Source organism: Bradyrhizobium sp. B025, from assembly GCF_042257955.1.
GTDB classification, from domain to species: domain Bacteria; phylum Pseudomonadota; class Alphaproteobacteria; order Rhizobiales; family Xanthobacteraceae; genus Bradyrhizobium; species Bradyrhizobium diazoefficiens.
On sequence record NZ_CP170150.1, the window covers coordinates 746,700 to 769,002 of the forward strand.

Consider the following 22,303-nt stretch of genomic DNA (forward strand, 5'->3'; position numbering starts at 1 on the left):
CTATGAGTCAATATGTCCTGCGTCGCCTGCTGATCGCCATTCCGAGCCTGCTCGGCATTTCGCTCGTGCTGTTCGTCGTGCTGGCGCTCGCCCCCGGCGATCCGTTTTCGGAACTGGCGACCAATCCGAACGTACCGCCCGAAGTCGCTGCCGCGCTTCGGGCGAAGTTCGGCCTCGACGATCCGATCTATCTGCGCTACCTGCACTGGCTCTCCGCCATGGCGCATGGCGATTGGGGGTTTTCCTTCGTCAGCCGGATGAACGTCGATGCGCTCATCCTCCAGCGCCTGCCGGCGACGCTCTATGTGATCGGCTCGGCGCAGATCCTGGCGCTCCTGATCGCGATTCCGGTCGGCGTCTACGCGGCGACCAAGCCGTATTCACTGTTTGACCAGATCGCCAACGTGCTGGCCTTCGTCGGTTTCTCGCTGCCCACCTTCTTCACCGGCATCCTCTTCATCCTGATCTTCTCGGTCACGCTGGACTGGCTGCCCTTCGTCTATTCCAGCGACATCAAGGCCACCGGCATCCGCTGGGTGCTCGAGATGATCCGGCAGGCGATCATGCCGGTGGCGGTGCTCGGCCTGTTCCAGGCGGCGTCGATGACGCGCTTCGTGCGCTCGGCGATGCTGGACGTGATCCGGCTCGACTACGTCACCACGGCGCGCGCGAAGGGACTCGGGCAGGCCAAGGTCATCGTCAAGCATGTGATGCGCAATGCGATGATCCCGGTCGTCACGCTGATCGCGCTCCAGATGCCGGCGGTGTTCGGCGGCGCCATCGTCACCGAGCAGATCTTCCGCATCCCCGGCATCGGCTCGCTGCTGATCTCCTCCATCCTTTCCAACGACACGCCGGTGGTGATGGCCGTCACCTTCGTCTTCGCGTGCCTTGTGGTCCTGTTCAATCTCATCGCGGACGTCCTGTATGGCTGGCTTGACCCTCGCATCTCCCTCCGCTGAGCGGCGCGTCTACTCGCCCTGGCGCGAGACGTGGCGGCGCTATAGCCGCCACAAGCTTGCCGTGGTCAGTGCGTTCCTGCTCCTCATTCTGGTGCTGGCGGTGGTCGCCGGCCCCTTCGTCTGGCGGGTCAAGATCGACGACATCGACATCGTGGCGGGCATGCAGGGGCCCTCGCTCGCCCATCCCTTCGGCACCGACGATCTCGGGCAGGACATCCTCGCCCGCATGATCTATGGCGGGCGCATCTCGCTCGCGGTCGGCCTTGCCGCGATGCTGGTCTCGGTGTTCGTCGGCACGCTGATCGGCGCGCTTGCCGGCATGTCGCGCGGTGCGGTCGGTCACGGGCTGATGTGGCTCACCGATCTCTTCTTGTCGCTGCCGCAGCTGCCGCTGCTGCTGCTGCTGATCTATCTGTTCCGCGACGGGCTCAAGGCCGCGTTCGGCCCCGAGGGCGGCATCTTCATCCTGATCGTGCTCGTGATCGGGGGCCTGCGCTGGATGCCGGTCGCCCGCCTCGTGCGCGCGCAGTTCCTGTCGATCCGCGAGAAGGAGTTCGTCGAGGCCGCGCGCGCGCTCGGCGCCAGCCCGGTGCGGCAGGTGGTGCGCCACATCCTGCCCAATGCGCTCGGTCCGGTGATCATCGCCGGCACCATCGACGTCGCCGCCGCCATCATCGCGGAATCGACATTGTCCTTCCTCGGCCTCGGCTTTCCGCCGGACACCCCGACCTGGGGGCGGCTGCTGTACGACGCCAAGGACTTCCTCGATATCGGTCCGCACTGGGCGCTGTTTCCGGGCGGCGCGATCTTCATCGCGGTGGTCGCCATCAACTTCATCGGCGACGGCCTGCGTGACGCGCTCGATGCGCGACGGGTGATCTGATGGCGCCGCTGCTCGAGATCAAGGGCCTGAAAACCCATTTCTCCACCGACGACGGCATCCTGCAGGCCGTCGACGGCGTCGACATCTCCATCAACCGCGGCGAGACGCTCTGTGTCGTCGGCGAGTCCGGCTGCGGCAAGACCGTGACGGCGATGTCGATCCTGAAACTGATCGCGATGCCGCCCGGCCGCATCGCCGCCGGCCAGATCATCTTCGAAGGCCGCGATCTCGTGCCGCTGACGAGCAATCAGCTCGACGAGATCCGCGCCAAGGAGATCGGCTTCATCTTTCAGGAGCCGATGACCTCGCTCAACCCGGTGCTCACCGTCGGCGAGCAGATCGCCGAGAGCCTGCGCCGGCATGAAGCGGTGACGAAGAAGCAGGCGCTCGAGCGCACCATCGAGATGCTCAAGCTGGTGCAGATCCCCAACGCCGAAGGCCGCGTGCACAACTACCCGCACCAGTTCTCCGGCGGCATGCGCCAGCGCGTGATGATCGCGATGGCGCTCGCCTGCAAGCCGAAGCTGATCATCGCCGACGAGCCCACCACCGCGCTCGACGTCACCATCCAGGCCCAGATCCTCGACCTCTTGCAGGACATGAAGGAGCGCTTCGGCATGGCGGTGATGCTGATCACCCATGCCATGGGCGTCGTCGCCGAGACCGCGCAGCGCGTCGTCGTGATGTATGCCGGCAAGGTGGTGGAGGAGGCGAGCGTCGACGATCTCTTCGCCGATCCCCGCCATCCCTATACGCAAGGCCTGATCCGCTCGATCCCGCGCATCGACCTCGACAGCGAGCACAAGACGCGGCTGGAGGCGATCGGTGGCTCGGTGCCGATCCTGATCAATCCGCCGGTCGGCTGCCGCTTCGCGCCGCGCTGCAAGTTCGCGATGAACGTCTGCACCGAGAAGGAGCCGCTGCTCCGCGAGGTCTCGCCCGGCCACCGCATGGCCTGTCACCTGGGGGATACGCAGTTGGGAGCCGCGTCATGAGCGAACCCTTGCTCCGCGTCAGCGGTCTGAAGAAACATTTCCCCGTTCTCGGCGGCTTGCTGTCGCGCCAGGTCGGCAGCGTCTATGCGGTCGACGGCGTGTCGTTCTCGGTCAATCGCGGCGAGACGCTCGGTCTCGTCGGTGAATCCGGCTGCGGCAAGTCGACGACGGGGCGCTGCGTGCTGCGCCTGATCGAGCCGACCGACGGCGAGGTCACCTTCGACGGCCAGGACGTGCGCCAGCTCGGCGGCAACGATCTGCGCGCGATGCGGCGGAACATGCAGCTCGTGTTCCAGGATCCGTTTGCCTCGCTCAATCCGCGCATGACGGTGGGTACGATTCTCGGCGAGGCGCTCGTCATCCACAAGCTCGGCTCATCGGCCAAGGAGCGGGAGGAGCGCGTCGCGAGCCTGCTGGTCAAGGTCGGCCTCAAGGCCGAGCACATGCGCCGCTACCCGCATGAGTTCTCCGGCGGCCAGCGCCAGCGCATCGTGATCGCGCGGGCGCTCGCGGTCGAGCCGAAGCTGATCGTCTGCGACGAGCCGGTGTCCGCGCTCGACGTGTCGATCCAGGCGCAGGTCATCAATCTGCTGGAAGACCTCCAGGCCGAGCTGAACCTCACCTATCTCTTCGTCGCGCATGACCTCTCGGTGGTCGAGCACATCTCCGACCGCGTCGCGGTGATGTATCTCGGCCGCATCGTCGAGCTGGCGAAAGCCAGCGACCTCTACCGCAACCCGCAGCACCCCTACACCAGGGCGCTGTTGTCGGCGGTGCCGGTGCCCGATCCCAAGCTCAAGCGTGAGCGCATCCGCCTCAAGGGCGACGTGCCGAGCCCGATGAAGCCGCCGTCAGGCTGCCACTTCCACACCCGCTGTCCGATCGCCCAGCCGCGCTGCGCGGAGAGCGCGCCCGAGCTGAAGGAGGGCGCTGGCGGTCACTTCGTGGCGTGCCATCTCGCCTGAGGCCGATCAAAGCGGAAGGCGTATTCATTCGCCCTGAAGCAGGCCGTGCGCCGAGAGGGCCTGCCTGAAAGCCTCCACCGACGTGTGGTGATGCGCGAACAGGCCCGCCTCGCGCGCGCCGGCAACATTGGCCGGGAGATCGTCGACGAACAGCACGGTCTGCGGCATCACGTCGAGCTCGGCCAGGCAGCGGCGATAGCAGCGCGGGTCCGGCTTTGCCGTCTTGAACTGGGCCGAAGTGTAGATCCGGGAGCCGAACAGCGGCCGCAAGTCCGGCAGCAGCGTGTCGATGTGGTCGGCGACCAGCGTGGTATTGTTGGTCAGGACGGCAATATCGACGGTCTTGCGCAGACGTCGGGCAATCTCCAGCATCGCGTGATCGGGCTGCATCGAGCGGCGCCGCGCCTCCACCCACTCGTCGAGCGACAGCGGATAGCCCATGCGTTCGCCAAAGCCCCGCAGATAGTCAGGGGCGTCGAGAGCGCCGGAATCGCCGAGCAGCTCGAATCCGCTGTCCCAGATTGCCTTGTGGACGAGCTCGCTGGTCGATCCCGCGAGCTCCGCCAGGCATGCCACACGCTGTCCCCTGTCGTAGTTGCACAGGACATTGTCCATGTCGAAGAGGACGAGCTTGATCGCGTCAGTCACGGTAGCACTCTCGGATTGGCTTAAATGTCCGGTCGATTCGTAGTCATATCCCGCTGGAACGTGGACGACAAATCCAGGCCGGGCCGAGCTCCGAGATGAGCGCGACACCTCTACGATCGTGATGCGCGGCGGCGGGCCAGCTGGTGCAACACTGTATCGAAAGCCGGGATCGCTCCGGTCTCGCGGAGCCACGTGTCGGTCAGCTCCCTGAGCTCGCCCGGCGTTAGGCCGAACTTGCGGCGAAACGCCCGGATGAAGGTGGAGTCGCTGCTGAACCGCAAGCCGACAGCGAGGTCGATTAGACGTTTGTCCTGCGCCGCCGGCGACAACAGCCGCTGAAAGGCGAGATTGAGCCGCTGCTCTCTCACGTAATGCGCCAGCCCGCCATCTGCCTCGAACAGCCGGTAAAGCGTCGCGCGCGAAATCTGGAAATGGCGGCAGAGCTCGCCTACGCCGAGCGCGTCGGTCTCGAGATTGTCCGCGATGCGGCGCTTGATCATTGCCAGATAAAGATGTCGCTCGGCCCGCTCGACGCCTTCGGCGATGTCGGCCGTACCGCCCGCAGCCGCGGCAACGATGTCGGCGATGGCCTCGATCGTGGCCTCGACGCTGCCCGCCTCTGGCTCAGGCGGCAGCGCAAGCGCTGCGTAATGGCTTGCGAGCAGGCGCGCGTGAGGGTGGTCTGACGGCAACAGGGTGGCCGTCGCCGAATCCGGATGTGCGAGCCGTGGCGCCAGCATCGACCGTTGCACGATGATTGCCATCAGGTGGGTGCGTCCGCTACCGCCGCGAAACACCGTCCGGTTCGGCTGCGCCATGTCGAGCAGGCAAATGTCACCGGGCCGCAACGTCACCTCGCGGCGACCGGAGCTGAACCGCATCTCGCCTTCGATGCAGAGGGTCATCTGATAGTGGTCGAGGCCGCCGCGTGCGATGTGCGCAGGCGTCCGGTCGTATTCGAGGTCCGTGGCGCGAGAATCGACCAGCAATGCGTTGCCGGCCATCACTGTCGTGGTGGTGATGTGGAAATCGTTCTCGTCGGTGAGCGCAATGACATCGCAGATGTCCACGGTCATCGCGCGCAACTGTCTCAGCGCGCTCGGCCCGTGTTCGGGGTCGTCCGCCAGCATCGTCTTGTTCACCGCCGTCTCGTCCGCATCACGCCTCGACGAGGTCGCGCGCCTTAATGTTCTGAGCCCGGCAGCAGACCAGCATCGCCCCCGCATGTAGCGGTTCGGCAACGAGGACGCAAGCGACGTCGGACGATGAGGGCGTTCGACGAGGCTGCGGGCGCGCGGCCTCGATGTGCCGCACATGCATCACTGTTCACCGAAATCCACGCCTGAGACACCGGGCACATTGTGCAGGTGTCCAGTCTGCTAACGACGCGTCGAGATCACCAGCGTTGCCACGCAGCTTGCGTCCGAGGCTCTTCGTGACGACCAGATTGCGTCCGCCCTCGTGCCTGTCGATCGGGCAGACGAGCCTTCGGCTTGGTGCACGCCGGTGTGCAGCGCTCGCAAGTGTTGCGGTCATGGCATCGTTCTTCGGCCTGTCCGGTGCGGCGCGCGCAGCGACGCTGGTGGTGACCTCTACGGCCGACAGCGGCGCCGGCAGCCTGCGGGGGGAGATCGCCAGCGCCACGAGCGGCGACACCATCCTGTTTCAGGTCAGCGGTACCATCACGCTCCTGAGCGAGCTGCCGATCATCACCAAGAACATCACCATCGACGGCAATGGTAACAACCCGACCATCAGCGGCGCCGGCACCTACCGGCCGTTCTTCATCGGCGATGCCGGGACCACCGGCTCGACCTATTCGGTGACACTGAAGAGCCTGACCATCGCCAATGCGGTGGCGCAGGGCGGAGCCGGTTTGGGCTCCGGTGCCGGCGCCGGACTCGGCGGCGCGGTCTTCGTTTCCAGCAACGGCGCATTGACCTTGTCGAACGTCGCCGTCTCGAACACGCAGGCCAAGGGCGGCGGCGTCGTGGACAACTTCGGAGAGGTGGGCGGCGGGGGCGGCACGGGCGGCAAGTCCTATCCTCTGACTCCGGCTGGAGGCGGTGGACTATTCGTCGGCTCGGACGCCAACAGCTCGGGCACTGCCGGCGGTCCGAGCGGTGGGGTGCATAACGGCGGTAGTGGTCCCCAGACCGGAGGCGCCGGTGGTTTCGCCAGCGGTGGCGGCGGTGGTTCGTCCGGCGGGGGGCCCGTGGCTGGAGGCGCGGGCGGTTTTGGCGGTGGCGGTGGCGGTGCCAATGCGGGCGGAGCAACAACGGGCGGTTCGGGCGGCTACGGCGGCGGAGGTGGCTCGGCAGCCGGATTGTCCACCTCGACCGGCGGTGCCGGCGGCTTCGGGGGAGGCGGCGGCGGCGGGATCACGGCTGCCGGGAGCGGCGGCTTTGGCGCCGGCAATGGCGGCAGTGGTGGGACCGGATCCAACTCCGGTGGTGGTGGCCTCGGTGCCGGCGGTGCCATCTTCGTGCAGAGCGGCGGGACGGTGGCCGTTCAGGGCGATCTTTCGCAAACGACGAGCAGCGTTTCGGGCGGCACGGGCCTCAACGGCGGCGGCAACGGCTCGGCCTTCGGCTCCGGCATCTTCTTCCAGGGCACCGGCGGGACGAGCACCGTGCTCGGCTTTGGCTCTGGCAACCAGTCCATTGCCAATGGCATCACCGACTATATCGGCTCCGGCGGCAGCAATCCCGGCGGCGGGACCAACGCCGCCGACCAGGGCGGCAGTGTCGCGATCACCAAGAGCAATGGCGGCACGCTGACGCTCTCGGGCGCCAATACCTATAGCGGCGGCACCACCATCAACGAGGGCACGACGCTTGTCGTCGGCAATGGCACCGCGCTTGGCAGCGGCGCCTTGACGCTCAATGGCGGCACGACGGGCGTGACCGTGAACTTCAACGGCAGCTTCAGCGTCGGCAACAACATCGTCGCGACAGGTGATCCCACCTACAACGTTCTCACCGGCAACACGGTGAATCTCACGGGTGTTCTGTCCGGCTCCGGCGACGTCGTCGTCAACGAAGCGAACGGTTACGCCGGAACGCTGATCCTGTCCGGGGCCAACACCTATAGCGGGCCGACCATTGTGGACGCGGGCACGCTGCAGGCCGGATCGACCAGCGCTTTCGGCAGCAATTCCGCGGTCACGGTCGCCGGCGGCGCCGTGCTCGATCTCGCCGGCTTCTCGAATGCGATCGGCTCGCTCGCGGGTGCCGGCACGGTCAGCAACAGCGGCGGCGCCGCCACGCTGATCACCGGCGGCGACAACACGTCCAAGATCTTTTCGGGGACGATCCGCGACGGTGCGGGATCGCTCGCGCTGACCAAGGACGGCACCTTCCAGGCGCTGCCGGGCGCGAGCTTCGTCGTCAACGGCGCTGCGCAGGCTCGCGACTCCGCGCTCACCACGGCTTCCGTGGAGATGAGCTGGCTGAGTGGCTGGTCCGCGGCGGCGAGCTTCGAAGGCGAGTTCTCGAACGTCACCCGCAGCTACGCCGGCAAGGGCAGCGTTCGCTACGCCTGGTAGGCCGGCGACTGCGTCACGCGCTCCTCGCGGGCCAGGGCACGACCTGTCCCGACATCACCAGCCGGTCGCGGCCGCTGTCCTTGGCGGCATAGAGCGCGCGGTCGGCGGCCGCCACCAGCGCGCTGGAGTCGGTCGTGGTCTCGGATGGAAACGCCGTCGCGCCGCCCACGCTCGCGGTGACGAGCCGCGAGGGCGGATTCTGTGCATGCAGCATGGCGAGGTCGCGCAACGCACCGCGAATCTCCTCGCCGACCCTGGCGCAGCCGTCGGCGTCGGTGTTCGGCAACAGCACGGCGAACTCCTCGCCGCCGTAGCGAGCCGCGAAGTCGGCCGGCCGCCGGGGATGAGCGGACAGGATCCGCCCCAGCGCACGCAGGCAGCCGTCGCCGGCCAAATGCCCGTAATGGTCGTTGAACGTCTTGAAATGATCGACGTCGATCAGCAGGAGCGAGAGTTGGGTGCCATCGCGGCGGGCGCGGGCCCATTCGTCCGCGAGGCGCTCATCGAATGCGCGCCGGTTGGCGAGCCCGGTGAGGCCGTCGGTCGCCGCGAGCGAGGCGAGCTTGTTCTGCAAGTCCTTCTGCTCGGTCATGTCGCGCACCACCGCGACGACGCCGTCGATCTCGCCGCTGTCGGACGCCCGGGTCACGTGCAGGGCCGACTCGGCCCAGATCTCGCCCTTGTCGCGATGGCGCTGACGGTAGACGAACCTCGCCTCCTCGGCCTCGCCATTCTTCAGCGCGGCAATGGCCTGCTCGACCCGTTCCATGTCCTCCGCGTGAACCCCGGCCACGGCCGACGTCCCCAGGAGTTCGTCGGAAGACCAGCCGATGATGCGCGCGCATGACGGAGAAACGTAGATCAGCCGGTTGTCCAGTCCGATCCGGGTCACCATGTCGCTGGATTGCTCGGCCAGCAGGCGGAAATGGGCTTCCTTGGCGATCAGAGCCTGTGCCATGCGCTGCCGCTGCAAGAGCTGACGGACCAGGTAAAAGCCGATCGCCGCGATCAGCAGGACGAGGCCGACGACAACGGTCATGCGTGCACCCGCCGCGCGGCGCCAAGGGGCCAGCACGTCGTCCTGCGACTTGCTCGCCAGCACCATCAGGGGATAGCGGCTGCTGCGCTGGTAGTAGCTGAGCCGCTGCACGTTATCCAGCGGCGACTTGAAATAGTAGACTGCCGCAGCCGGACGGCTTTTCCATTGCTTGAACAACGGCGCGTTGGACAGGTCGCGTCCGACGAAGGCGCCGCTCTCGTCGTGGCTGCGCGCCAGCATGATGCCGTCGTTGTTCAGCAGCGACGCCGAGCTGTGCGGACCGAGGTCGAAGCGCTCGTAGAACTTGACGAAATAGCTGACGTCGATCGTGAGCAGGGCAACGCCGGCGAAGCTGCCGTCGGGATGGTTGACCCGGCGCGACGCAGTGATGATCCACTGGCCCCCGGCCCGGCTCTTGACGGGGCGTCCGATCAGTGTGCCCGGATCCGGCGAGTCGCGATGACGCTGGAAATATTCGCGGTCGCTGTTGTTGAATTTGGAGAAGTCGACCTGCTCGGTCGTGGCAAGCCAGCGGCCGGTCTCGTCATAGACGAAGATGCCGCGGATGCGGTCCGATGATTTGCGGGTCGGCAGATAGGTCTGGAGCTTTGCGATCGTGTCCGGACCCGTTCCATCGAGCTCGAGCCGATGGACCAGCCCGACGAGGATGGTATCGACGAGCTCGAACGTGTCGTCGGCATGCTGGATCAGCGATTGCGCGAGGTTGGTCACGTCGATTTCGGCGGTCCTGAGTTCGGCATTGCGCGTTTCCCATTCGCGCCAGCCGCTCAGGCCCAGGATGGCGAAGCAAGTCAGCATGACGAAACCCGCCGCCCAGAGCGGAAGACGCGTTTTCCCGAGGTCGCGGCCCGTATTCATCAGGCTTGCTCCATTTCGGTGCAAACCTCTCACTTTCGCCTTAACGGCCTGTTGCGTCATCCGCGCTGATTGTGCCGAATCCCGTATTCGGCCGGAACCGGTCCTCGATGTTTCGATGGATTATCGTCGGCTGATGTTAACCACGCTGACCTCACGCCGGATCCGCCCGGCGTTCCTGCCTCACTCCTCCAGCGTAAACCCGACGCGCAGCGTCACCTGGTAGTGGCGTACGGCGTTGTTCTCGATGTGGCCGCGCGTCTGCACCACCTCGAACCATTTCATCTCGCGGATGGTCTTGGCGGCGCGGCTGACCGCGTTCTTGATCGCATCCTCGATCGAGGTCTCGGACGATCCGACCAGTTCCAGGATCTTGTAGACGTGATCTTTCTCGGCTGTGGGCATGGCGCGTCTTCCCCTGTGCTTTGACGGGCCCGGATACCGCTCCCGCGGTGTATTCGAGAGCGTTGGGCCTCCAGATTGAACGGACGCCCGCGCTTCGGGTTCCGTGCTCCGTGATGGCCCGCATGCGCCAGCCAAGGTGGAGCAGGCCGCGCCCGCGAGTGTTGCCGCGGTGAAGAAGAGATAGCCGATGCCGACCGACAGAAATGCGACCGGCGCCATCAGCAGTCGTGTTGCAGTGGATAGGCCCAGGGCATGAAGCCAGATGCCGCCTCGAACCTGACGGAGCGCCGGGCCGCCCATCGGTGGTTCCCAGTTTGTGCAAGGGCACGAATATTTGGCTCGCGCCTGCGGGCGGTGCCCTCAAATTCGTGCGCCGCCGCATGACCGCTCTTGCTCGCGCCAAGGCGGGCGCGTTAGCCTCGGTCCGTTTCCCTATACCTTCGATGTGCAGCGATGATCGGCCGTTGGACGAAGAGCGCTCTGGTCGCAATCAGTCTGTCCGCCGTGCCTGCGATCGGCGCAGTGCAGGACGATCTCGACGGCGCGCCCGGCACCATGTCGCTGCAAGTGACGACCGATCCGTCCATGATCGAATGCCGCAAGCTCGAAACGGTCAATCCTGCCTCGCTGATGTTCCTGCCGTTGCGGCGGACGTTCAACGAGGATTTCGACGAGCACCCGCTGTCGGGCGGACGCTGGGTGCCGCACTATGCCGGCGGCGCGGCGTGGCCGGAGGCGCGCTACTGGGGCGGCGACGGCTCCGACTTCAAGCGCAAGACCAGCGCCAATGGCGAGCAGCAGATCTATGTCGATCCGCGCTACACGGGGCGCGCATCGGCGCCGCTCGGGCTTGATCCGTTCAAGGTGAAGGACGGCGTGCTCTCGATCGTCGCGAGCCGCACGCCGCAGGAATTGAAGTCCGTTCTGTTCAACAACGAGTACATCTCCGGGATCCTGACCACGCAGGGCAGGTTCGCGCAGAAGCACGGCTATTTCGAAATCCGCGCCAAGGTCCCGGTCGGCCATGCGGTGTGGCCTGCGTTCTGGATGCTGGCGGACGACGGCGGCTGGCCGCCGGAGGTCGATGTGCTGGAAGGCCGCGGCGAGCGGCCTGGCGATCTCGTGATGACGACGCATTGGCGGATTCCGTCGACCCAGAAGATCCAGTCCTGCGGCTTCGACTTCGCGGTCGGCGACGCTTCGAGCACATTCCACAATTACGGTGTGCTGTGGGAGGAGGATCGCCTGGTCTACTTCATCGACCGCAAGCCGGTCTCCGACATCAAGGTGCCGATCGGCTTTGACGATCCCATGTACCTGATCGTCAATCTCGCGATCGGCTCGAAGTTCTTCGTCGGCGTCGGTCCCGTCGATGCGCAATCGCCGCCGAGCGTCGCATTCGAGATCGACCGGATTTCCGCCTATCAGATCGACATGGAGCAGGCGCGGAGATAGATATGTCGGCGGATTTCTCGCGGCGTCGTTTTGCCAAGCTGGCGGGCCTTGCCGCGCTGGGAGCAGCGACGGGCGTCCGCGCTGCGGAGAGCGAAACGCCATCGGCCGGGCGCGGTGCACCCTTCCCGAAGGATTTCCTGTGGGGCACGGCGACCTCTTCCTACCAGATCGAAGGCGCCGTCAACGAGGACGGCCGCGGCAAATCGATCTGGGACATTTTCAGCCACACCCCCGGCAAGATCGAGGACGGCTCCACCGGCGACCGCGCCAACGAGCACTATCACCGCTACAAGGAGGACGTCGCGCTGATCAAGGCGCTCGGCGTCAGGGCCTACCGCTTCTCGATCGCGTGGCCGCGGGTGTTTCCTGATGGGACGGGTCAAGCCAATCCCAAGGGGATCGATTTCTACAACCGCCTCGTCGACGAGTTGCTCGCAAACGGCATCGAGCCTTATGCGACGCTCTATCACTGGGATTTGCCGCAGGCGCTCCAGGCCCGCGTCGGCGGCTGGCAGTCGAGCGACACCTCGAAGGCCTTTGCCGACTACGCTGCGTATGTCGCCGCACGCCTGACCGATCGCGTCAAGAACATCTTCACCGTGAACGAGGTCGGGCGCTTCGTGAATTTCGGCTATGGCTGGGGCATCGACGCGCCCGGCCTCAGGCTGCCGGCCGCGCAGCTGAACCAGGCCCGCCATCACGTCGCGCTGGCGCACGGGCTTGCCGTGCAGGCGATTCGCGCCTCGGGGCGCGCCGGCACAAGGGTCGGCGCAGCCGAGAACATCGCGGCCTGCGTGCCGGCGATCGCAACGGCGGAAAACATCCGTGCCGCCGAGATCGCGACGCGCGAGCTCAATGCCGGCTTCCTCGGCGTGGTGCTGGAGGGCAGATATACCGACGGCTTCCTCGCCTATGCCGGCGCGGACGCGCCGAAATTCACCGCCGAGGAATTGAAGATCATCGGTGCGCCGACCGACTTCGTCGGCCTCAACATCTACGCGCCGCAGTTCTATGTCACCGCCTCCGACCGCGCGCCCGGCTTCCATGTGCTGCCGTTCCCCACCTCGTTCCCGCACATGAATTCGGAATGGCTGCGGGTCGGCCCCGAAGTGATCTACTGGGCGCCGCGCCTTGCCGCGAAGATCTGGAACATCGAGACCCTCTACATCAGCGAGAACGGCACCTCGTCCGAGGATAGGATCGCCGCCGACGGTCAGGTCTACGACCTCGACCGCATCATGTTCCTGCGCAACTATCTGACCCAGATGCAGCGCGCCGTCGCCGAGGGCGTGCCGATCCGCGGTTATTTCCTCTGGAGCCTGATGGACAATTTCGAGTGGATTTTTGGTTACGGCAAACGCTTCGGCCTCTACCGGGTCGACTTCGAGACGCAGGCGAGGGTCGCGAAACTGAGCGCGGCGTTCTATCGCGACGTGGTGGCAAGGAATGCGATCGGGGTGTGAGGTTGCGCGCCGGCCCTACGGATCCAGTTCGGTATCCCAGTAGAGATAGTCCAGCCAGCTGTCGTGCAGGTAATTCGGCGGGAACATGCGGCCGTTGCGGTGGAGCTGATGCACGGTCGGCGCGAAGGCGCTCTGGCGCGGAAACATCTTGGCCTGCGCCGGGGTGAGATTGCCCTTGCGCAGATTACAGGGCGAGCACGCCGCGACCACGTTCTCCCAGGTGGTCTGGCCACCCTTGCTGCGCGGGATGATGTGATCGAAGGTGAGATCTTCGGGCGAGCCGCAATATTGGCAGGCGAAACGATCGCGCAGGAAGACGTTGAACCGGGTGAAGGCGGGGTGGGTGGTCGGCTTGACGAAGGATTTGAGCGAGACCACGCTCGGCAGCTGCATTTCCAGCGTGGGACTTCGGACCGCCTGATCGTAATGCGCGACGATGTTGACGCGGTCGAGGAACACCGCCTTGATCGCGTCCTGCCACGACCACAGAGACAGTGGGTAGTAACTCAGCGGCCGGAAGTCCGCATTCAGCACCAACACCGGCCAACTGCCTTGCGAGACATGTGCGTTCAAGTAACGCTCCCGGCCTCCATGTACGCTGCGAAGCAGCATGTATTGACATACTACATGCAGCGTGACGGGATTGTGAAGCCCGTTGAGCGACTTATTCAGGCGCAGGCAATGCGGCGGCGGGGTGGCAAAAGCGCTCGAAAACGCCGTGATTCGAGGAGGGGCCGGCAACTGGCGCGGAACCGCCTTTGGCGGCGCGTCGTGGCTTGCCGCGGCGGCTACTCCCGTACCCGTTCCAGCTTCTGCAAGCACCGGGTCGCGCGCACCACGGCCGGCATCTCCTGGTCTGGGAAGCTTGTCGTCCAGTTGGTGACACCGACCTCGCCGACGTAGATGTCGCCCTTCGAGTCCAGCGCGATGCCGTGGGGGGCCAGGAATTTGCCGCTGGCCACACCCGGACCTTCCTCGCCGCCGAGCCGCGCGATGCGATTTCCCTTGGCGTCCACGATCGACAGCCGCGGGCCGAGATTGGGCACATTGCGGTTGATATCGAGGCCGGGGCCCAGCTCGCCGATCACGAAGGTCGGGCCCCTGCCGCCGCCGCAGCAGCACAGCGCGCAGGGCCGGTGCAGGTTGTTCCACTGCGTCTCGTATTTACCCTCGCCATTGAATACCTGCACGCGATGATTCTCGCGGTCGGCGACGTAGACCCAGCCGTCGGAATCGGTGGCAATGTTGTGCACGATGTTGAACTGGCCGGGGTCGGTGCCGGGCTCGCCCCAGCTCGTGATCAGCTTGCCGTCCGGCGTGAACTTGTGTACGCGCGCATTGCCATAGCCGTCGGAGACATAGATCTCGCCTTTCGGCGACAATGCGGTGTGGGTGCAGCGGTGGAACGGCTCGCCGCTCATGAACGGCGCCGGCTTTGCGGGGATCCCGATCGTCAGCAGCACCTCGCCGTCGCTGGTGCATTTGCGCACGGTATGGTCGCCGTCGTCGGTGCAGTAGAGATTGTCGTCGGCATCGATGTGCAGGCCGTGCGCGCGCGAGAACAGGCCCTCGCCCCAACTGCGCAGGAAATTGCCCTCGCGGTCGAGCACCACCATCGGATGGGCGCCGCGGTTGAAGACGTAGATTCGGTCCTTGCTGTCGACCGCGACGGCGGCGACGTCGGTGAGCTGCCAGCCGTCCGGAAGTTTCGCGAAGTTTTCGACGACGCGGTAGCGGTGCTCGCCGGTGCCGAGAATGGCTGGCATTGGGTTTCTCCTCTTGTCATTCCGGGGCACGCGTAGCGTGAACCCGGAATCCATCGGGCCGCATATCCCGGGGGTAGATGGATTCCGGGCTCGCGCTACGCGCGCCCCGGAATGACGTGTGTGTTACCTTGTACCCACCTCACGCACCAAAATCCCTTCCTCGATGGACTTGATCTGGAGCGCGAGATATTTCGAGTTGATCCGGCACTGTGCGAGGCTGCCGGCGATGAACCACAGGCCGGGCTGCTTCGTGCGCGCATACATGTTGCGCAGCTCGAAGCCTTCGCCAAATCCCCAGACCGGGCCGACGCGATCGGCTACGCCATCGCCGAACAGCTTTCGCACCAGATATTCCTGCGGTTTGTAGCCGGTCGAGAGCACGATCAGGTCGGCCGGAATGGTCGTGCCGTCCTTCATCCGAACGCCCTCGGCGACGAAGCTTTCGATGTCGGAAAACTGCCTGAGCTTGATCGCCCCCTCGGCGATGAGGTTGGAGCAGCCGACGTTGAAATAATAACCGCCGCCGCGGGTGAGGTATTTGAACTGCCAGCCGGTGCCGGCCTCGCCGAAGTCGAGCTTGAAGCCGACGCGGAAGAGGCCGTCGAGCAGCTCCCTGTCGAGCTCCTTCGACTGCTCCGTCAGCATCACATGGGTCTTCTTCGCCAACGGCGTCGGCATCGAGGTCGCGATCAGATCGTTGTCCTCGAGCGTGCCCTCATTGTAGGTCGCATAGGCCAACTGCGCAGACGGCTCGATATTGGTGACCAGCGTCGGCGAGCGCTGCACCAGGGTCACCTCGGCGCCGCTGGAATAAAGATCCTGCGCGATGTCGTGGCCGCTGTTGCCGGTGCCGATGACGATGGCGCGCTTGCCTGTCCAGTTTTCGCCGTCCTCGTAGCGGCTGGAATGCACCAGCGTACCCCTGAAATTCTCGAGCGTTGGGATGTGAGGAACATTGGCGATGCCGCTGACGCCGGTCGCCATCACCACATGGCGCGGATGCATGGTGCGCTTGCCGCCGTCCGCGCGGCGCAGCGTGACGGTCCATTGGCCTTTCGCCTCGTCGTAAGCGCCGCCCTCGAACTCGGTGCCGGTCCAGAAGTTCAGCTCCATGGCATCGACATAGGCTTCGAACCAGTTGGCGAGCTTGTCCTTGGGGATATAGACCGGCCAGTTCGCAGGGAACGGCATGTAGGGCAGGTGATTGACCTGCACCTGGTTGTGCAGGGTGAGCGCGTGATAGCGCTTGCGCCAATTGTCGCCGATCCGCGCCTCGCGATCGACGATCAAGGTATCGACCTTCAACTGCTTAAGCCGTGCCGCGATGGCGAGCCCGGCCTGGCCGCCGCCGACCACCAGCACGGCCGGGTCGCGATCGGCGTAGTCGCGCGACGTGTTGCGCTGGTCGAGCCAGTTCGGCCCGCGGAAATCGCGCGAATAGGCCTGGCCGCGCGGCCGTGACGTGCCGAGCTGTTCCTCGAAGCCTTTGAGCTCGTCGAGCGCGGTCAGCAGCGTCCACGCCTTCAACCGGTCGCCGTCGGTGCTATCAGGCACGAGCCGCAGGATGCCGCTGCCGCGGCCGAGCGCGGTCTCGAAATTGAAGATGGCTTCGATGTTGCTGGTGCCGGCGCGCGTCACCCAGCGCGGTGGCGCACGGTTCGGTGCGATCTCGAAATGGGTCGGTGCAGCCCCGGACGCGAGCGCGGCCAACGCCTGCGCGATTGCGCTGCGGCCAGCCAGCGTTTGCAAGTTCCAGCTCAGCGCCAGCACATCGCGCCAAAAGCTGTCGGGGAGGAAGAGGAGGTCCAGTGCGGCGGCGGGCTCCGGCTTGCCCAGCGCGTCCCTGAATTCATCGAGCCAGGCCTGCGCGGCGACGGAAATATCCTTCGTCCTGTCCAGCATTCGCGACCTCGTGGCCGTCTTCGCGGCGTTTCCTCTGGAGCATGATTCGGAAAAGCGTGTAGCGGTTTTCCGAAGAGATCATGCTCCAATAATGATAGAAGTCGAACGCTATACTGGATCAGCCGATGTCAAAAGCGCTTTACCCGCGCAGCGAGAGCATGTGGCCCTGCTCGGACGGAATGCGCCCCTTCAACGTGTCGAGATAAATGCGCTGCACCGCCTCCGGCCCGCGGCTCTCGATCACACGCAGGCATTTCTCCAGCAGCGGCGCGAAGCCCGACCATGCCGCGCCAAAGCGCTGCTCGATGCCGCCAGGCCCCCAATCCTTCGTCCGCTTGCGAATATGGTCCGGCGCGAAGAACCAGCGCGGTTTTGCGCCGGGCAGGGCTCCTTCGTCGGCCTCGGTGGCGCGATGTGTCAAACCGACGCGCACCGAGCATTTCATCTGGTCGCCAAAATGCCGGTGCAGTTCGGCGCGCAGGGCGCTGCTGCCGGCCATGTCGACGAAGGCGACCGGCGCATTCGATGGCAAGGACGTCACGCGGTCATAGGTGACGACCTCGTCGTAACATCCGAGCGACGTCACGAAGCCGGTATTGCCGGCTGAGGTCAGGCCGATCACCTTGCGGCCGCGTGTGTGCAACAGATGCGCAAGGCCGAACGCGGTCTTGCTCGAGGCGCTCGACAGCAGCACGGTTCGCGCGCCAAAATCATCGTTCTCGGCGAGGAAGTCGTCGACCAGGAACGACAGCATGAACAGCGGTCGCAGCAGCGCCTGGTAGTCGCCCTGCCGGCCTGCGTAGGCGGGGTCGCCGGTGACGCGTGAGTAGAGATTGTAGACCGGCGCCACGCCTTGCCGATTTGCAGCCCCGTCGCGCAAGCCGCGCTTGCTGACGTCCGTGGCTTCGATGACGAGATGCGTCGCCATCGGAAAATAGCCGAACAACCGCTCGCCGGCGGCGACGCCGGGATGTTTCGAGGCGATCACCTCGCCAAAACCCCATACCGGAATGTTGCCAAAACCCTGCGGCGCCGGAAAGATCTGCCAGTATTTCAGCTCGTCGCCCATCACGGCATAGGTGATGTTGTTGGCGGTGAGCGCGAAGCGCTCGACCTTCACCAGCAGCGCATCCTGCGGCAGCGCGGCTGCATCCGGAATGGCGGTCTCGATCAGCTTGCACTGCTCGAGATCGTTGCGCGCAACGACGAAGTCGGTCGAGGTCATGGCGAAGGTCCCGGCTTTTTTCGTGCCGGCATCTTCTCTTTCACCTGTGAGGGCTTTGCAACAGCAACATTGTTTAAAACGGCGTTCGCCTCGCCCGCGAGCACGCCCTCGCGTTTCTTCACCGCGCGGTAATAGCTCCACCACAGATGCGCCGCCGCGCCGCGCAGCGGACGCCAGGGTTCGGCGAGCGGCACCATCTGCTTCTCCGTCGGCCGTGCCTGAAGGCCGAGGCCGATCTTGATGCCCTCCTGCACCGCGAGGTCGCCGGCCGGCCAGGCATCGCCATGGCCGAGGCAAAACAGGAGATAGACGTCCGCCGTCCACGGTCCGATGCCGGGCAGCGAGATCAGCGTGTGATGCGCGGCGTCGGCATCTTCCTCGGCGAGCACGTCGAGGTTCAGCCGCTCCGCCGTGATCTCGCGCGCAAGATGTTTCAGCGTCTTGATCTTGGCGGCGGACAGGCCAAGCCGTCCCAGCCGGTCGGTGCGCGCGCGGCCCACCGCCTCATGATCGAACGGATCTAACGCGGCCGACAGCCGTCCCCAGATCGCCGCGGCGCTGGCGGTCGAGAGCTGCTGCCCGCAGACGATATGCGCGAGCCCGGGGAAGCCCGGTTCGCGTCGCCGCAAGGCCGGCATGCCCGCAGCCGCAAGCACGGGCTTGAGCCGAGGATCGCGCTTCACCAGCGCGTGGACGGCCTCTTCGAGATCGGACTGGGTTTCGAGGTGGATGGTCATTGTGGCCTAACTCGTCATGCGCGGGCTTGCCGTCTCTGCTAAAGCTGCGCTGGCCCAATACCGAAAAGCCCGTTGATGCCTTCGGCGTAGGCGGGACCCGCGCATCCATCTCCTATCGTAACAGAGTCATGGAAGATGGATGGCCGGGTCAAGCCCGGCCATCACGAGATCCTGTCATATGTCGCCACCCGTTTTCCGATTTGCTCCGAGCCCGAACGGCTTCCTGCATCTCGGCCACGCCTATTCGGCGTTGCTCAACTTCGACCGCGCGCGGGAGGCCGGCGGGCGGCTGTTGCTGCGGATCGAGGACATCGATGCGACGCGCTGCCGGCCTGAGTTCGAGGCGGCGATCTACGAGGATCTCGCCTGGCTCGGCATTGCCTGGGAAACACCGGTGCGCCGGCAGTCGGAGCATCTTTCCGATTACCGCGCCGCGCTGGAAAAGCTCTCTGCGCTCGGCCTCGTCTATCCCGCCTTCGAAAGCCGCGCCGAGATCGCAAGACTTGTGGCCGCGCGCGAGGCCGATGGGCCGTGGCCGCGCGATCCCGACGGCGCGCCGCTGTATCCCGGAGACGCCAAGTCGCTGTCCGCCGGCGAGCAGGCGCGGTTGATCGCATCCGGCGCGCCCTATGCGCTCCGGCTCGACATGGCGGCCGCCTGCCGGCGCGTTGCCAGTCTGGCCTGGAATGAGCTCGGCGAGGGGCCGGAGGGCGAGAGGGGCGTCGTTCCCGCGCGGCCGGAGGCCTGGGGAGACGTGATCCTGGCTCGCAAGGAGACGCCGACCAGCTACCATTTGTCCGTGGTCGTCGACGACGGCCTCCAGGGGATCAGCGAGGTGGTGCGCGGCCAGGACCTGTTTCACGCCACCTCCGTCCACCGCCTGCTGCAAACCCTGCTTGGCCTGCCGGAACCCGCCTACCGCCACCACGCCCTGATTCGGGATGAAGCCGGGCGGAAGCTGTCGAAATCGAGCCGCTCGACCGGCTTGCGGGAGTTACGCGACGCCGGTGCATCGCCCGTCGGCATCCGCGCTCTGGTGGGATTAGGTGAAGTTTCTCTGGGGTTTAGCCAAACACCGCCGTGACTCCAGGGGTTCCGCCGTGCCATGCTCGACTGACGGCCCGGGGGTTCGAAGGGGATACTTCGAAGGGGAATTATGGCGGCGAAAACGCGCCCAGCGCGCACTACGCGGACGTCCAGGCGATTGCCTCGGAAGCGGTCCGGGGCGGCCGGAAAGGTGCGCAAGCGCACCACCAAAGTGGTCGCGCCGGACGTGGTCCAGGCGGCGCTTGCCGCCTTTGCCCATGAGGTCCGCACGCCCCTGACCGGCATTCTCGCGATCAGCGACCTGCTCGCGACCTCGGATCTCGGGGAGCGGGAGCGGCGCTGGGCTGACACCATCAAGGCCGGTGCCGAGCATCTGGCGAGCCTCGCCACCCTGTTCGTGGACGCCGCCCGAACCGGCAAGGGGGCCGGGAAGGGTGGCGGCGCGCTGCGGCAGGATCTGTTCGACCTGCGGGCGCTGGCCCGCAGCGCCGGCGATTCGCTCGCCGGGCGCGCCGCGGCCAAGGGCCTCCAGGCCCAGGTCGAGCTCTCCGAAAAGCTGCCAGGGCTGGTGGTCGGCGATCCCGTCCGCCTGCGCGCTGCACTCGAGAACCTCATCGACAATGCGGTGAAGTTCACCGACCAGGGCGGCGTGGCGCTCGTGGTCGCGCCTTGGCGTCCAGCCAAAGGCAAGAAAAACGACAAGATGAAGGGCAGGGTCGGCGTCGCCTTCGCGGTGTCCGACAGCGGCATCGGCCTGACCATGGCCGAGATCAAGCGGCTGTTCCGCCCGTTCACCCAGGCCAATGTCACCATCGCCTCGCGCTTCGGCGGCGCGGGCTTGGGGCTATCCTCGGTGAAGCAGTTGGCGCGCGGGATGGGTGGCGACATCTCGGTCGCACCGCGGCGCGGCGGCGGCGCCACCTTCACATTGACCGTGACGCTGGACGCGGCGGGACCGGCCAGGTCCCGCAAGGCGAAGGGCGAAGCCGAGGCCGATGCGGCGGCCGCGCTGCGCGTGCTCAGCGTCGAGGACAATCCGTTCGGTCGCGTCGTGCTCAACACCATTTTGACCGAGCTCGGCCATCATGCCGAGTTCATCGGGCGCGGCGAGGACGCGGTGAACCGGCTGGCACAGGGGGCCTTCGACGCGGTGCTGATGGACATGGTGCTGCCGGGCATCGACGGCGTCGAGGCCATCCGGCGGATCCGCACCATGCCGGCGCCGCTCGCTCAAATACCCATCATCGGCGTCTCCGGGCGCGGCGAGGACGAGGCGGCCTCGCGCGAGGCGGGCGCCGACGCCTTCCTGGTCAAGCCCGTGTCTCCGCGTGCTTTAGCGACTGCGCTGCTTGAAGCGACACGCCGTGAGGTAGCCGCGACTTGATGATCGCGGCGTTGAGCTCGCCGCCGTAGACGAAGATCGCGGCGATGAAATACAGAAACACCAGCGCGATGATCACCGAGGCCAGCCCCGCATACATCGTCACGTAATTGTTGGCGAAGCGCGCCAGATATTGCCCGAACACGATGCCCGAGATCAGCGACGCCACCATGGTGAAGACGATGCCGGGCAGGATCTGGAGGAAGCTGCGCCGCCCCGCCGGCACCCACGCATGCAGGATGATCAGCGCCACCACCAGCGCGCCGATGGTGATGCCGTAGCGCAGCCAAGTGAGGATGCTCTCGTTGGACTCGACGAACAGCGGGATGTGGCGTCGCGTCGCCTCGATGATGAGTGGGCCGAGCACGATCAGGAACGCCATGGCAAGCGCGGTGAAGGCCGCAACCAGCGTATAGCCGATCGACTCCAGCCGCAGCCAATACCAGCGCCGCATCTCCACCACCGCATAGGCGCGGTTGAGCGCGACGCGGAGCGCCTCGACTCCGTTCGAGGCGAAATAGACCGACAGCGCCGCGCCGATGGTCAGCACGCCGGTGCGGGTCGTGGTCAGCACGTCGTGGATCTCGCCGGAAAGGCTGTCGGCGACCTGCTTGGGCCAGACCTCGAGCATCAGGCTGGCGGCCTGGTCGGCGAGCTCCTTGGAACCGAAGAAGCCGGCGAGCGAGGTCAGCACGATCAGGAACGGGAACAGCGCCATCAATGTCGACAGCGCGATGTGGCTCGCGATCGCCCAGCCGTCGTCGGCCAGGAACGTGTAGAACGCATCCATCACGACGACGTAGATGTAGCGGATGGCTTTCACGGCTTGCCCCGGCGCATACCATCTCCCCGCTTGCCGGGAGAGGCAAAGAAGACAGGCGACCTATGCAGATCAGAAATCATCCAGCTAGCTTCTGATATTATTGGCTTAAAAGCCAGATCGGCGACCAACCCAGTCGTCATTCCGGGGCGATGTGACGGGACCGCGCAAAGCACGACCCGGAGCA

At 65.8% G+C, this 22,303-nt stretch carries 19 protein-coding genes; 9 read left to right on the forward strand and 10 right to left on the reverse strand.

Going from position 1 to position 22,303, the window contains the following annotated elements; translation table 11 throughout:
- Positions 1-2 precede the first annotated feature (2 nt).
- The 4 genes from ACE10W_RS03570 to ACE10W_RS03585 are packed head-to-tail and all read left to right on the forward strand — an operon-like array spanning position 3 to position 3,805.
- Positions 3-962: an ABC transporter permease gene (locus ACE10W_RS03570; RefSeq protein WP_011084172.1), complete on the forward strand. Its 960-nt coding sequence runs from the start codon at positions 3-5 to the stop codon at positions 960-962.
- Positions 928-1,845 (forward strand): ABC transporter permease, encoded by a 918-nt coding sequence (locus tag ACE10W_RS03575; RefSeq protein ID WP_028173562.1) that lies wholly within the window; start codon positions 928-930, stop codon positions 1,843-1,845. The genes ACE10W_RS03570 and ACE10W_RS03575 overlap by 35 nt, the downstream gene beginning before the upstream one ends.
- Positions 1,845-2,840, forward strand: coding sequence for an ABC transporter ATP-binding protein (locus ACE10W_RS03580; protein ID WP_028173561.1), 996 nt, complete (start codon positions 1,845-1,847; stop codon positions 2,838-2,840). Before ACE10W_RS03575 ends, ACE10W_RS03580 begins: the two co-directional genes overlap by 1 nt.
- Entirely contained in the window at positions 2,837-3,805 is a 969-nt protein-coding gene (locus tag ACE10W_RS03585) for an ABC transporter ATP-binding protein (protein WP_011084175.1), read from the forward strand. The genes ACE10W_RS03580 and ACE10W_RS03585 overlap by 4 nt, the downstream gene beginning before the upstream one ends.
- 24 nt (positions 3,806-3,829) lie before the next feature.
- Here ACE10W_RS03585 and ACE10W_RS03590 read toward each other — a convergent pair whose 3' ends face one another.
- Positions 3,830-4,420 (reverse strand): HAD family phosphatase, encoded by a 591-nt coding sequence (locus ACE10W_RS03590; RefSeq protein WP_051000242.1) that lies wholly within the window; start codon positions 4,418-4,420, stop codon positions 3,830-3,832.
- Positions 4,421-4,563: 143 nt separating this feature from the next.
- The gene (locus tag ACE10W_RS03595) at positions 4,564-5,595 is read right to left on the reverse strand and encodes a helix-turn-helix domain-containing protein (protein WP_304550807.1); all 1,032 of its coding nucleotides are present in this window, start codon (positions 5,593-5,595) and stop codon (positions 4,564-4,566) included.
- A 392-nt stretch (positions 5,596-5,987) separates the two neighbouring features.
- Here ACE10W_RS03595 and ACE10W_RS03600 point away from each other — a divergent pair, with 392 nt between their 5' ends.
- The gene (locus ACE10W_RS03600; protein WP_304550808.1) at positions 5,988-8,000 is read left to right on the forward strand and encodes an autotransporter-associated beta strand repeat-containing protein; all 2,013 of its coding nucleotides are present in this window, start codon (positions 5,988-5,990) and stop codon (positions 7,998-8,000) included.
- Between the two features lie 13 nt (positions 8,001-8,013).
- On the opposite strand, the gene ACE10W_RS03605 is transcribed toward ACE10W_RS03600, so the two are convergent.
- Positions 8,014-9,918, reverse strand: a complete 1,905-nt coding sequence (locus ACE10W_RS03605; protein ID WP_304550809.1) for a diguanylate cyclase domain-containing protein — start codon at positions 9,916-9,918, stop codon at positions 8,014-8,016.
- A 180-nt stretch (positions 9,919-10,098) separates the two neighbouring features.
- Positions 10,099-10,320 carry a dodecin gene (locus ACE10W_RS03610; protein ID WP_011084181.1) on the reverse strand — a complete coding sequence of 74 codons (222 nt, stop codon included), beginning with the start codon at positions 10,318-10,320 and terminating at the stop codon, positions 10,099-10,101.
- 453 nt (positions 10,321-10,773) lie between these two features.
- Between ACE10W_RS03610 and ACE10W_RS03615 the strand changes: the two genes are divergently transcribed.
- On the forward strand, positions 10,774-11,775 hold the full coding sequence (locus ACE10W_RS03615; RefSeq protein WP_028173556.1) for a family 16 glycosylhydrolase: 1,002 nt from the start codon (positions 10,774-10,776) through the stop codon (positions 11,773-11,775).
- 2 nt (positions 11,776-11,777) lie between these two features.
- The gene (locus ACE10W_RS03620; RefSeq protein WP_304550810.1) at positions 11,778-13,238 is read left to right on the forward strand and encodes a GH1 family beta-glucosidase; all 1,461 of its coding nucleotides are present in this window, start codon (positions 11,778-11,780) and stop codon (positions 13,236-13,238) included.
- A 15-nt stretch (positions 13,239-13,253) separates the two neighbouring features.
- Here the strand turns inward: ACE10W_RS03620 and ACE10W_RS03625 are convergent, their stop codons facing one another.
- From ACE10W_RS03625 to ACE10W_RS03645, 5 genes are all read right to left on the reverse strand, one after another.
- Positions 13,254-13,811 carry an HNH endonuclease gene (locus tag ACE10W_RS03625; RefSeq protein ID WP_028173554.1) on the reverse strand — a complete coding sequence of 186 codons (558 nt, stop codon included), beginning with the start codon at positions 13,809-13,811 and terminating at the stop codon, positions 13,254-13,256.
- A gap of 215 nt (positions 13,812-14,026) precedes the next feature.
- The gene (locus ACE10W_RS03630) at positions 14,027-15,004 is read right to left on the reverse strand and encodes a peptidyl-alpha-hydroxyglycine alpha-amidating lyase family protein (protein ID WP_304550811.1); all 978 of its coding nucleotides are present in this window, start codon (positions 15,002-15,004) and stop codon (positions 14,027-14,029) included.
- Between the two features lie 123 nt (positions 15,005-15,127).
- The gene (locus ACE10W_RS03635) at positions 15,128-16,906 is read right to left on the reverse strand and encodes an NAD(P)/FAD-dependent oxidoreductase (RefSeq protein WP_304550812.1); all 1,779 of its coding nucleotides are present in this window, start codon (positions 16,904-16,906) and stop codon (positions 15,128-15,130) included.
- A 139-nt stretch (positions 16,907-17,045) separates the two neighbouring features.
- Complete coding sequence (locus ACE10W_RS03640; protein WP_304550813.1) at positions 17,046-18,131, reverse strand: DUF2855 family protein; 1,086 nt, start codon at positions 18,129-18,131, stop codon at positions 17,046-17,048.
- A complete protein-coding gene (locus ACE10W_RS03645; protein WP_011084189.1) occupies positions 18,128-18,868 on the reverse strand; it encodes a DNA-3-methyladenine glycosylase in 741 nt (246 codons plus the stop codon). Before ACE10W_RS03645 ends, ACE10W_RS03640 begins: the two co-directional genes overlap by 4 nt.
- A gap of 178 nt (positions 18,869-19,046) precedes the next feature.
- On the opposite strand from ACE10W_RS03645, the gene gluQRS reads away from it, so the two are divergent.
- Positions 19,047-19,952 (forward strand): tRNA glutamyl-Q(34) synthetase GluQRS, encoded by a 906-nt coding sequence (gene gluQRS / locus ACE10W_RS03650; protein ID WP_028173550.1) that lies wholly within the window; start codon positions 19,047-19,049, stop codon positions 19,950-19,952.
- 72 nt (positions 19,953-20,024) lie between these two features.
- Entirely contained in the window at positions 20,025-21,299 is a 1,275-nt protein-coding gene (locus tag ACE10W_RS03655) for an ATP-binding protein (protein ID WP_028173549.1), read from the forward strand.
- On the opposite strand, the gene ACE10W_RS03660 is transcribed toward ACE10W_RS03655, so the two are convergent.
- On the reverse strand, positions 21,226-22,119 hold the full coding sequence (locus ACE10W_RS03660) for a YihY/virulence factor BrkB family protein (RefSeq protein WP_011084192.1): 894 nt from the start codon (positions 22,117-22,119) through the stop codon (positions 21,226-21,228). The two genes, ACE10W_RS03655 and ACE10W_RS03660, sit on opposite strands and share 74 nt — an antisense overlap.
- Positions 22,120-22,303: the final 184 nt, after the last annotated feature.